We start from the raw sequence: 12,003 nt of genomic DNA on the forward strand, positions 1-12,003 counted from the left end.
GTTACAAGGCATTTATTTCAACCATTGCACTTTGCTTTAAGATACCATCATTTACGTATTCTTTTAAAATAGGGATGATTTCATAGTTTTTCCTAATACTAAAATCACCATTACCGTTTATAAAATAACTATGTCCTAGCCATACATCTTCTGGTCTAAACTCTTCTGATAAATGCTCTGAGGGTTTTAAAACAACAGCATCATTTATCTTGTACTCATCATAATTTTTGATAAATAAATTAGATACTTTCTCAAATAATTCAGTTTCAAAATTATCAATTGGAAGCGCCTTTGGTAATTTGTCGACAAATGCAAACCTTCGTCTAATAGCATAATCAATATGTCCTACACTGCGGTCTGAGGTATTCATTGTACCTATAATCAAAAGATTTTCTGGCAATAGTAAAGTATTACCATCTTCTGGCGTAGCATACATACTTTCTACTTTCTCTCCACGATATTCTAGGGCATAAATTAACTCACCTAAAACCGCTGGCAAATTTGCTCTGTTTATTTCATCTATAATAAGAACGTAAGGTTTGTTTGAACTTATCTCTTTAGGTGTTACGTAATCCTGTAGTTTATATTTACCCTTAGGGTCTTTTAGATATTTAAGAACAATTTTTTGATAAGTTTCATATTTTAAATCTGTCTCACCAAACTTATACAATTCATAAGTCTTTTCATACGTTGCTACTGGTGAGTTGAACTTGATGTTTTCTTGAGAATTGATGCTTACGGGAACATTACTGCTTCCTATTTTAATAACTGTACCATCGTTGATGTCCTGAACTAACTCGTGCCACGCTATATCAAAATCATCTGTACCACCAGATAAGTTGCTTTGGTTTGCTTTTTTAGCAAAAGCACCTAAAATTTTATTAACGGTTTTGTATTCTGGTGTGGTACTAACATCTGTTTTTACAACGATACCACGCACAAAATCTTCATAGGAATAGGCAGGATGAAACTGAACCAGTTTAAATTGCTCAGATTTTTCTAAAATGGCTTTTTGTTCTTTTTTATCATCTGTCACAGTTCCAAAAATTAACTGCTCAGCAATATCTTTTGCTTCTCTCGTTTTACCTGTTCCTGGCGGACCTTGTAAAATGATTTGCTTCTTTTGGTTAAGTACCTCTACTATTTCCATATTAGTAATTCTATTTTGTACTGATTTTATGTTGGTATATAATCTATCAATAAAAGTTCTTGATTTCCATTCTACTTCTTTGGCAAGAGAAGAACGCTCTCTAACTGAATTTTTATCTCCATCCCATTTAAAAACAAGTCGTGAAAAATATTTTTTATCTATCGCTGCACCTTTATTGTCAATAATTTGCTTGATAAGTAAAATAATATCGTGCCAGTGATTATTATTCTCAAAATTATGATGGTATTGCCCTGATTTTCCATCAGCTGTAATTCTTTGTATAAACCCTGTTTTCTGATTGTTGGCAAGCTTCTTTAAAAATTTTTTAAAATTAGTATCATTAGGATAAGCAATTTCATCAATTACAATTTTTTCAAGCTCTGCCTGACCGCTACCTTTAGCCCAATCATTTACTAGGTTGTCTAACCAAAATACTGGATTACCAAAATAGTTGATGATTTTTTTAGGTTTTCTTACACTATTCTGATATAGAATATTCTTGTAATATAGTCTTTGTGTAGTAAAATATTTTCCGTTAAATGAATATACCACTTCAACAACCATCTGGTTATTTTGAAGTTCTGCTACTGTTGTAATATCGTTTTCAGTAACCTGTAACTCTTTAAAAAAACTTATACATTCTAGTATGCTTTCCCCCATCACACCAATCGCTTTTTATCAGTAAGTAACCCCTGTATCATATCTTGTTTAAGGAGCCCGTAATTCTCTTTTTTATTTTCCATCACTTCTCAAAATTTTTAAAAAATTGCTCATCCTTTTTCAAGTAAAAAGATTGATGTCCAAAACTCTTGTATTCTTCTTTCCAAGCCTCTCTAATAATAGCGTGATTATCATACCAAGAATTCATGCCAACTTCCCAAGACTTCCATAATTCTTCATCGATACGTCCATTTTTATACCAATAGTATTCTTCTGCACATAAATTGAAGTAGTCATTAAGTTTATTTCTTAGAAAAGGATACTTATTAGGCTTTTTATCCATTAAATATTCCATAGATTCATGCTTAGTTATTTTTTCTAAATAACCATTAAGCACATCATAACGCTTATTATATTCTCCGAAAAGCTCCTTTTGAAGTTGATGACTTGCAATGTCAGATTGATTTTTATTGTATTTATTAGTCGAGATCAAAACTGCCACTCCCAAAAAAAACGTAACCAAAACGCCTAAAACGTTTGTAATAAGTTCCCAGTCTATATTTAAATTATTAATTTCTTCCATTACACTAACCGTGTTTTACCATTCAATAACTCTTGCATCATTTTTTATTTAAAATTACTTTGAGCACTTCTGTATCTCTCTTTTTATTTCTTACCAATTTCTTTTGAGAAGTAACCTCAAACAAAGAATAGTCTAGCTCCACTAATTGTATTCCGTTTTCTGGTAATAAGTCTCTTCTAAGTTGTTCGTATTTGGCGCGTTGTTCACCTCTATGCACTCCACTAACAGTCATTTTGTTGGGTTTGTCAAAATGACTTACAGCCTCGGTATGCTGTCTTTCGTGAAACTCAATTACTAGATTTTTTGGCGCATAATACCCATCAACTGGTAGTTTAGTTCTTAAAACACCATTAGAGTGTAGGTCTCCTTGCAAGAAATCAAATCGATGTTGCCTTGAGGCTTTTATTCCTAATATCTCATCGCATAAATCAATGATATAATCTTCATCCTTATGCTTCTTTTTGGTTGTTGATTTACTTGTCGTCGCCAGCCGTTTAACTTTTGGAGTTGCTCTAATTACTTTAGGAATTGATTGATTTGATGGAATAAAAAACCAATTTGTATTCTTTGTTTTTTGCACACCATGAGCAAATGGTATTAAATGCAGTTGATTGCTCGCTTTTAAATTTCTCAGCACTTTTCTAATAGGTAGCCCATTTCTGTGGTCTTTTATAAAAATGCCTGCTTTTATGAGTTCAGGCATTAGGTCTTTGGCTGGTACCATAACCCAATCTTTATTTTTTTCAAAATAAGACTGGACTACCTTGTTAATTTGGGCTGTTTTCTCCATCACACTAACCGCGTTTTACCAGTAAGCAACTCCTGCATCATACCTTGTTTAATATGCTCGTATTTCTCTTTTTTGGCGGCTAACTCCTCAAGTTCTTTATCCATATCAGATAGGATTTCTGCAATTCTATTTTGCTCATCGATATCGGGAAAGGAAATTTCAAATTTTGAAAGAGCCTCTTTAGTTATAGTTTTTATGATACCACCAGGCGCATTTTCTTTTTCAATCTGAAATTTGAGCCATACAGAAAGCATAAAGAAATATTTACTTATATCTGAACTAATTGACTCAAAAATCAGCAAAGTTCTGTCCACATAAGCATCATACTGAGTAATACAAATGCGACCAATAGACCCTTGAAGAGTTAGTATTATTGTTCCTTTTTCTACAAAAACACTTTTTTTCGAACCTTCAAGACTGATTTTTTGTTTTGTCTCAGGTTTCAGTTTGTTATTCTTATCTACATCCACAACTTGAACGAAAGGCATTCCATTTATATCATCATACCATTTTGATAATCCATAAGGTTGCGGAAAACTACCTCTCCTGTAGGTTGCTAGCTCTTTAATAGTTTTTGTTTCCCATTTTTCATCTGGCGTTAACAACTGCTGCATCGCGCCTTGTTTTATGGCTTTCTTTTTTGCGATAAGGTCGTCTAGGTTGGTTATCAAATTATCTACATCGCTTAATGCGGTGGCGATGGCTTTTTGTTCTTCTAGGGTTGGTGGTAGTGCAATGGTTACTTTAGATAGATATCTTCCGTTGGTCAAAGCTCTGGTAGTAAATGAACTTTTGGCTATTATTTGTGTTCTTACATAATCTGGTATAAAACAGTATTGAAAGTATTCAGATGCCACTTTTTTATTTACTGGACGCCCGCGTAAAACAAATCCACTAAAAACACAATTATCTATATTTTCTAAAAGTACAGCAGATACACCAATCTCTTCTTGAGTTTCAGAAGTTCTAGTAAAAAATACATCGCCTTTTCTTGCTGAAAAATTATTTAGCTCTTGTGAATTCAAAAAAACTTTACCTTTTATATCCGATTTTGTCAGACCAAAGTTTTTAAAAACATCCATATAATTAATTATAGGAGTTCCGTAACCAAAAAACTCACTTTCCTTGTTTAGCCCGTTCTTAAATAATAAAGAGTCTCCAATTTTTATTGTTTCCCAATCCTTTGGAATAATCCCAATTTCAGTCTGCTTATAGCCTTCCTTTAAAGTTAATTCCATACCAATCCCATTTTTTCAAGATGACCAGCTACTTTTTCTTCTAGTTCGGTGTTGCTCGTATCAAGTTGTCCTAATGTATTTTCATAACGCTCTGCCAGTTCTTTAATACGACCAGTAAGACGTTGTGAGATACTGTCTATCTCGCTTTGCATAGCAGCGCTTATGGTGGTAAGCCATTTATCATCTACTACCAAAGTTCTAACTTCTGGTTCGGTGAGTTTGCCAAATTGCTTTAAAGTACTTGCATCCAGTTCTTGTTCTGCAACTTTAATTTGTTTTTTTAGTGTGGCTTCTTTTGCGAAAGCGGTCAATAGTTTGTTTCCTAAATCGTAGGCTTCTTTTTCGCTCTTGTCCCCTTTTATACTTTTAAGGTATTTGGTGAGTGTGGTTTTAGTAATGGTACCTTTATCATTTGTAGCATCACTCAATAATCCTTCTTCACCAGCATGTTCTTCATTATAGGTAGTGATTTCGGCTTGTTTGGTTTCTAGTTGTGCTACTAGGTCATTAAGTGCTTGTTGTTCGCTTGCTAAGTATTTGTCTATCACTAGCTGCTTAGGGATTAAATCGCAGGTCCAGCCTTTATCTACTTCTTTTCCTTTGCTATTTTTTTCTAGTATGCGTTTGGTTTTAGCTACCCAACCATCTTCTGCCAGTAGGTACACATCATCTTTCATCATCGCATCCCAGTAATCCATAAAATGTTGGTACATCGCATACTGGTTTACGAGTGGTTTGCCATCATACTCGTGCAATAAGGCTTCTGCAATACGCTTTTCTAATTTTTTAGGTGCGGTTTGCTCATTAATGCCTTGTAAATCTGCATAGACTTTCTCTTTCCAACTTTCAAAAACCAAAGCTAGCTTATCGCTATAATTGGTAAACTCAGGATGCGAATAAATGGCATTTTTAATATCACTAGCCGCTACATTGAGTTGTGAGTAGTTTTCGCGAAAGCGAGAAAATAAATGTGCTTTAAGGTTAGGGTATACTTTCCAGAATCTACTTAGCCCTTCTATATCTTTATTAGGGATGCCACCATTAAGGTGTGCGTTTAAATCTTGTATATCTTCCTCTTCCTGCGTATCCACATAACGAGGGATGTTAAGGTTGTACTCATTTTTTTCAATCTCGTCAAAAGGCACAAAGCGTGCATATTTCTCCACCTCAGTTTGTGTATTAAACACATCTACTATCTGGTGAATGTCTTGCTCTCGTAGTCGGTTTTTGTTTCCGTCTTTAATAAAGCCTTTACTTGCATCCATCATAAAGATTCCATCACGCTCTTCTGTATGTTCTTTATCTATCACAATAATGCAGGCAGGAATACCAGTACCGTAAAATAAATTTGCTGGTAAACCTATCACGCCTTTAATCCATTTACGCTCTATAATATTCTGGCGTATTGCAGCCTCTGCATTACCGCGAAACAACACACCGTGCGGTAAAATAACAGCACCTTTACCTGTACTTTTTAAGGATGCGAGAATATGTAATAGAAAAGCATAATCTCCGTTTTTATCTGGTGGCACGCCAAAACCTCTAAAACGATTATATACATCATCTAGGGGTACAATACCAGTATCCCAATTTTTTATTGAAAATGGAGGGTTTGCAACTACAAAGTCAAAACGTTTTAACTGTCCGTTTTCTGTAAACTGTGGTGACGCAATGGTGTTCTTGCCAGCAATAGAAGCCTCAGGGTACCCGTGCAGCCACATATTCATAATGGCAAGTCCTTTAGTTGCCACATCTTTTTCTTGTCCGTACAATGTTAAACCGTTAGGTGCCTCGCCAGCTACCTTTAATAATAGCGAACCAGAACCACAGGTTGGGTCATAAGCGCTATACGAAGGTTTATCTGCTTTGTGTACATCTATCACTTTAGATAAGATTCTAGACACCTCAGCAGGCGTGTAAAATTGTCCTTTGCTCTTACCAGATTCGGTTGCAAAGTGACGCATTAAAAACTCGTACGCATCACCTAGAACATCATCATCTTCGGCACGATTGTTTTTAAAGTTTAAGGCAGGGTTCTCAAAAATGGCAATGAGCTTAGAAAGTAGCTCCACCTTTTCTTTATCGCTACCTAGCTTCTCGTCATCATTAAAATCTACAATCTCTAGTGAACCACCTAAACCATTAGAGTCAAACAGTGGTCGTAGTATTTCTTTATTGATACGGTCACCTATATCTGGCTGACCTTTTAACGCCACCATATCTTCAAACGAAGCTCCTTTAGGAACTTCAATTAAACTCATAGCATTACCAGCATATTTATCGCTCACATACTTCACAAAAAGCATTGTAAGTACATAATCTTTATACTGTGAGGCATCCATTCCTCCAGCACCTCTTAACTTATCACAGCTTTCCCAAAGGGATGAGTATAATTCTGATTTTTTAATTGCCATAGTTAGTTTTAAATAATATAGGTATCTATTATAGTTTCTTTACAACCTCATTCTTTAGCCATTCAAAGGCTGCATTTTGGTCATATTTAATTTCGGGTCGTAACAAGGCTTCCATATCCCCAGTAAAATTTGGGTCTTGCTCTTTTTCTTCAATATTTAATAAAAATTGTTTTTGACTTGGTGGTCTCTTACCAGTTGAGAATGTGGTGTATTCCTTAAAACATTTAATAATTTGTTCTGTATCTAATTGCAAATTCAATCTAGAATAATCCAAATCAAACAAATCGCGACCTTTGCTACGTTGGTATAATGCCCTAAGCTTAGTACCTAAAAGTTCATTGATGTTGTACGTTCGAATATTAGCACTTCCTTTAAACCAATCGCTTTGCACCTCAAAAGGAAATTCAACCCATGTTAGTACATTAAAATGCTCTTTACAATTAATTTCTAATTTTAAGCGCAGTCTAATATCTTCATATTCAGAAGTAAAACGATATAATGCTTTTGCTCCATGTCCTCCGATTTTAGTGCTTCTTTTTTCTTCAAAAAATGTAATGACTTCATTGAGACGTTGCATTATTGGTTTTATTGGACCTTCTTTAATTTGAACCAAATCGATATCTTCAGAATATCTTGGCGCAGGATTTAGATACAACTTATGCAAAGCAGTACCACCTCTAAAAGCTAGGTTTTCTCTTAGAAAATCATCAGAGAAAATTTCTACTAATGCTCTGCTAATTACAAGGTCTTGTTCTACTTGATAAAATTGTTTCCAAGGGGCTTGTTCTTGCCATTTTGCTATGTAGGGCTTTGGAATCATAAATCGCTTTCCAGTTTTATATTCACATCAACTTTCCAGTCATTATTAATGGCTCCAGGTCTCTCTTTTGATTTTGGACTCAATAACACCGGATAGTATTTTGATGCCTTTAAGCATTCCATAATTGGTACATATAAATTAGATTCAACTTGTAGTGCTGACTCTAACAAAAAACCAAAACGTTGTAGGGTGCTTTTGTGAGGATACCAACTTAATAAGTCTTTTATGTCTTGAACGGTAATCTCTTCTGATAACTCTTCGAGAATGGCTAACATTCTATTAATGCCACCCAACTTGGTTTGATGACTAATTAAATCTGCTGCGGTTAGCGCTGGACTTGAAATTTTAAAAATACCTGCGTCCGATTTTTTTTCTAAAATGTTTTTTGTTGGCCATTTTGAAGTTGTAAAAAAATGGATGTCCAGCGATGATTTTTTAATGTTAGGAAATTGGTTATCCGTCATCACATATTCCCGTTGCACTTGTTGATGTCCTGCACCGTGAAATTTTGCAGCGGAATAAAAGCCCAGGTAATACTTACTATCCAAATAGTTAAAAAGTTTATCTGCAAATAATTGTATAGGAAGCTGTTCTTGTTTTGAATATCTTGGTGGAATGATTAGGTAAAATCCTTTTCTTAAATTTATAATTTCCTTTTTTGCTACCAATCGGGAGAGCTCTCGCGTTAAAGCAGTTTCTGTTTTATGACACTTTTGAATAAGTTCATCCCAGGAAAATGAGTACTCTTCAACCGATTGTAATTGCTTTATGTAGTCTGAAATATCCAATTTAAAAGTAAATTTTTTAGAAAGATACCATTTTAAGGTATTAATCTCATTATTTTACTATGATATTTTTAGATTTAATCAATAGCAACGATTGCCTGTAAACAAGAAAGAGTATCAATTTAATATGAAAATCCTCTTTATATGCTCCGCAAACAAACAACGCTCTAAAACTGCTGAGGACTATTTTTCTTCAAAATTTCCAGAGCACGAGTTTTTGAGTGCAGGAACCAATTTTAGGATTTGCAGAAAAGAAGGAACTACTGAGCTAACTGAGGATTTATTGAAATGGGCAGACAAGGTCTATGTTATGGAAAAGAAACATCTCGGTCAGATTCAAAAACATACCGGGTCAACATACTATTCAAAAATAACAGTATTACATATTCCAGATATTTATCAATATTATGACAAAGCGTTAATAAGAATTCTGGACGAGAGAATTATGCTTTAGAATTACCATTATAATGGTAGATTTATAGAACATATCGTCTTATTTACCAAAATAATGGTAATTAGTATACAGGTTTAACTTTTCAATAACTCAAAAAGCTTCACATTAAGATACAAATTTTCTACCCCTACTTTCTGGGATTTCAATACTCCAATTTCTTCTAGCGCATTTAGATATTCCGCAGCGGTTTGTCTCTTTGCAATATCGTTATCAACCAAATATTTTACTTTGCTATAAGGCTGTTCAAATAGAATTTCAATCAGCTCCTTGGAATACACTCTTTTTGGCAAATTTGTTTTTGCAAACGCAATAGTTTCTTGCATTAAGCTATTAATATCGTTTATCTTGTTTAGTGTGTATCTAGCGGTTTCTTCAATTCCTTTGAGCATAAAAAGCACCCAATCTTCCCAAGCTTGCTGTTCCGTAACGTTTCTTAGAAGTCGGTAATATTCATTCTTGTTTTCAATGATGAACTTGCTCAGATATAGAATAGGTTTATCCAATAACCCCTTTTCTACAATATAAAGCATATTGAGCACCCTACCTGTTCTACCATTCCCATCAAAAAATGGATGTATGGCCTCAAACTGATAATGCATCAGGGCCAACTTTACTAAATGGTCAATAGTATCGTCCTCATGAATAAAATTTTCTAAATTTCTCAATAAATCTCGAATTGTTTCCTCTCCCACAGGTGGCGTATAAAGTACCTTATTATTGCTAGAGATAGTAGTGCCTGGTGCATTACGTATTCCAGAATTATTTTCTTTAATGGTTTGTACAATCTTTATGAACGAATTTGTTGAAAGCGGTCTATTTTTCAAATCATTAAATCCCTCCCACAGTGCTTGTCTATACCTTAAAACTTCTTTTGTTTGTGCATCAATTCCTGAGGTATTTGAAGAAAAAGCTTTATACAGGCTATCTTGTGTTGTAATGATGTTTTCAATTTCAGAACTGTCCTTCGCTTCTTGCAATGTAATGGCATTAACCAGCATTGACTGATTTGGAATTTCGTCTGCCCGTCCTTTTAACTCCGCTAAAATTTTATTTGAAGCGATGGCTTGCTTCAATATTTTTTTAGTCTCAACTTCTATAGCTGGCGGTACTAATGGTAAATTGTTATAGGGTTTTTCAGGATGGTACATGCAATCGACATATTGACGTTAGTATGTCGATAATTTCGACACAATGCAAATATATGTCGAAATTTTATTGTTTTATAGACATATTTTATTATTTACCTTGTTGATTGTATGTAAATGATATCAAATAGGCTTTATAATGACATGTTTCATAAACTTTTGTTAAAAAGGGGCATATTTGGTGGACGTAAAATATGAAGAGGCTTTTAATCCCTATAAACACTACTAAAATAAGATTTTGGTTAGTTCCTCTTTCTCCGCTTAGAGCAAAGCTCAATATCTAAAGATATTGGGTTTTTTTCTTTTATATAATGTTCAAAATACTGTTTTGATACATGGAATAAATGGAAAATCCTGAAATGGAATTGCCATTTTGAGATTTATTATCAGGTTTTGGGATTGAAGGAATATACACAGTGATGACATACTCTCAATAATACCAAATGACTATATTTTGGTGTATTCATCTTCTAGAGTAATTGTCGGCTATTTTTACTAGTTCTTTTTCAAAAGTGCTTGTTGGTTGAGTACGTTATTTTAAAAATTTCCAAAAATTTTGTTGGTGATTACTTGTACTTCTGTTTTGTATGTTTCAATAAAAGTTTTAGGAATTTTGACTTTTATTTTTGGATTCCATTTTATTTCAAAGCCTGTAATTATTCCTGCTTGTTCCTCTACATAAACAATTTCTTGCTGTTGCACAGTTCGCTAAAAATAACCATTAGCTAGTGAGCTATTATAGGCATTATGTTTAAGTCGTTCTGCAATTAAAAAATTCTACCAAAGATTGCCTTTGTCCTGTCGTACCTAGGTTACCAATTATCATATTTCTCACGCCGGTATCGTAGAAAAATATTTTTTGATTCGTTTTTATTTCGTTTCGCAATTTTTTGCTAAAACTAGGCAGTTTGAAAATCAAATAGGCTTGGCAAAGCAAATCGATATAATTAGAGACTGTTTTCTTATAAATACCTAACAATTGCGTCAGTTCGTTATAACTTGTTTTATAGGTGTCAAAACACCACCACAATCTAATTTGATTAATTTTGTTTTTAAATAAAATTCTTTATGTTCAAAAAGACAGTTCTACTCCTAATTATTCTTTTTCACTTTAGTGTATCATCCCAAGAACCCATCAGCCTAATCTCATGGAATATTAGAGATTTCGGCAAAACCAAAAACAGCGACGAATTAGATAGAATTGCAGACATAGTCAGAGACGCAGATATTGTTGCTATACAAGAAGTTGTAGCCGGATACGGCGGTGCGCAGGCAGTTGCCAAACTTGCGGATAACCTGAATAGAAAAGGGAGTAAATGGGATTATGTTATTAGTGACCCTACCAATAGTACTAACTATGTAACGGAGCGCTATGCATTTATTTGGAAGACTAAAAACATAAAAATTAAAAATAGAGGTCTACTAATCGCAGACTTGGATTCACTTGTAGACCGAGAACCTTTTTTTATCGATTTTTATATAAAAGGTCGGAAGCTAACAGTTCTTAATTTTCATTCTAGGCCACATGATAAAAATCCGGAAAGAGAAATACTGGCTATTACAGATTTTTTGAAGATAAACGCATCACAGCACCCAATTATTTTGGCGGGAGATTTTAATGTTAATGAACAGGAATTAGTTTTTGATGGGTTAAAGACATTAGGCTATAATGCTTCAATATCAAATGATAGAACCACGCTAAAGCAAGGTTGTGACGGCAATAACTATCTAAACTATGCGATAGATAATATATTCTACTCCAAGAACATAACCAAAGTGGAGAGTTCAACAATTGATTTTGTAAGGGTTTGTGAAAACCTTGATGATGCAAGAACGTTGTCTGACCATTTGCCTGTAGTTCTGAGATTTAGTATACAGTAATGAACAACTATTCACCATAGCATAAAATGCATGATTCTACCAAACTGGTAATTAGAGAAATATTATTTTTATAATAGACAGAA

12 protein-coding genes are annotated in these 12,003 nt (G+C 34.0%); 2 read left to right on the forward strand and 10 right to left on the reverse strand.

Features of this window, described 5'->3' with window-relative positions:
• Nucleotide 1: 1 nt before the first annotated feature.
• From ES765_RS22290 to ES765_RS09780, 7 genes are all read right to left on the reverse strand, one after another.
• On the reverse strand, nt 2-1,810 hold the full coding sequence (locus tag ES765_RS22290) for an McrB family protein (RefSeq protein WP_249356311.1): 1,809 nt from the start codon (nt 1,808-1,810) through the stop codon (nt 2-4).
• A gap of 82 nt (nt 1,811-1,892) precedes the next feature.
• Complete coding sequence (locus ES765_RS09755) at nt 1,893-2,393, reverse strand: hypothetical protein (RefSeq protein ID WP_138113683.1); 501 nt, start codon at nt 2,391-2,393, stop codon at nt 1,893-1,895.
• A gap of 37 nt (nt 2,394-2,430) precedes the next feature.
• On the reverse strand, nt 2,431-3,186 hold the full coding sequence (locus ES765_RS22050) for a hypothetical protein (RefSeq protein ID WP_212744227.1): 756 nt from the start codon (nt 3,184-3,186) through the stop codon (nt 2,431-2,433).
• On the reverse strand, nt 3,183-4,421 hold the full coding sequence (locus tag ES765_RS09765) for a restriction endonuclease subunit S (RefSeq protein ID WP_138113685.1): 1,239 nt from the start codon (nt 4,419-4,421) through the stop codon (nt 3,183-3,185). Before ES765_RS09765 ends, ES765_RS22050 begins: the two co-directional genes overlap by 4 nt.
• On the reverse strand, nt 4,412-6,835 hold the full coding sequence (locus ES765_RS09770; RefSeq protein WP_138113687.1) for a type I restriction-modification system subunit M: 2,424 nt from the start codon (nt 6,833-6,835) through the stop codon (nt 4,412-4,414). Before ES765_RS09770 ends, ES765_RS09765 begins: the two co-directional genes overlap by 10 nt.
• A gap of 28 nt (nt 6,836-6,863) precedes the next feature.
• Nucleotides 6,864-7,655, reverse strand: coding sequence for a nucleotidyl transferase AbiEii/AbiGii toxin family protein (locus ES765_RS09775; RefSeq protein ID WP_138113689.1), 792 nt, complete (start codon nt 7,653-7,655; stop codon nt 6,864-6,866).
• Complete coding sequence (locus ES765_RS09780) at nt 7,652-8,443, reverse strand: type IV toxin-antitoxin system AbiEi family antitoxin (RefSeq protein ID WP_138113691.1); 792 nt, start codon at nt 8,441-8,443, stop codon at nt 7,652-7,654. Before ES765_RS09780 ends, ES765_RS09775 begins: the two co-directional genes overlap by 4 nt.
• Before the next feature lie 124 nt (nt 8,444-8,567).
• Between ES765_RS09780 and ES765_RS09785 the strand changes: the two genes are divergently transcribed.
• Nucleotides 8,568-8,894 carry a phosphotyrosine protein phosphatase gene (locus tag ES765_RS09785; protein ID WP_138113693.1) on the forward strand — a complete coding sequence of 109 codons (327 nt, stop codon included), beginning with the start codon at nt 8,568-8,570 and terminating at the stop codon, nt 8,892-8,894.
• A 74-nt stretch (nt 8,895-8,968) separates the two neighbouring features.
• Here ES765_RS09785 and ES765_RS09790 read toward each other — a convergent pair whose 3' ends face one another.
• The 3 genes from ES765_RS09790 to ES765_RS22895 all read right to left on the reverse strand — a co-directional run bounded on the left by ES765_RS09790 (nt 8,969) and on the right by ES765_RS22895 (nt 11,069).
• Nucleotides 8,969-10,042 (reverse strand): Fic family protein, encoded by a 1,074-nt coding sequence (locus ES765_RS09790; RefSeq protein WP_138113695.1) that lies wholly within the window; start codon nt 10,040-10,042, stop codon nt 8,969-8,971.
• 534 nt (nt 10,043-10,576) lie between these two features.
• Nucleotides 10,577-10,741, reverse strand: a complete 165-nt coding sequence (locus ES765_RS22055; protein WP_212744228.1) for a hypothetical protein — start codon at nt 10,739-10,741, stop codon at nt 10,577-10,579.
• A 49-nt stretch (nt 10,742-10,790) separates the two neighbouring features.
• Complete coding sequence (locus ES765_RS22895; protein WP_410504485.1) at nt 10,791-11,069, reverse strand: DUF4143 domain-containing protein; 279 nt, start codon at nt 11,067-11,069, stop codon at nt 10,791-10,793.
• 38 nt (nt 11,070-11,107) lie between these two features.
• Between ES765_RS22895 and ES765_RS09800 the strand changes: the two genes are divergently transcribed.
• On the forward strand, nt 11,108-11,920 hold the full coding sequence (locus tag ES765_RS09800; RefSeq protein WP_138113697.1) for an endonuclease/exonuclease/phosphatase family protein: 813 nt from the start codon (nt 11,108-11,110) through the stop codon (nt 11,918-11,920).
• Nucleotides 11,921-12,003: the final 83 nt, after the last annotated feature.

It is taken from the genome of Maribacter sp. ACAM166, from assembly GCF_005771495.1.
In the GTDB taxonomy this organism is placed as follows: Bacteria; Bacteroidota; Bacteroidia; order Flavobacteriales; family Flavobacteriaceae; genus Maribacter.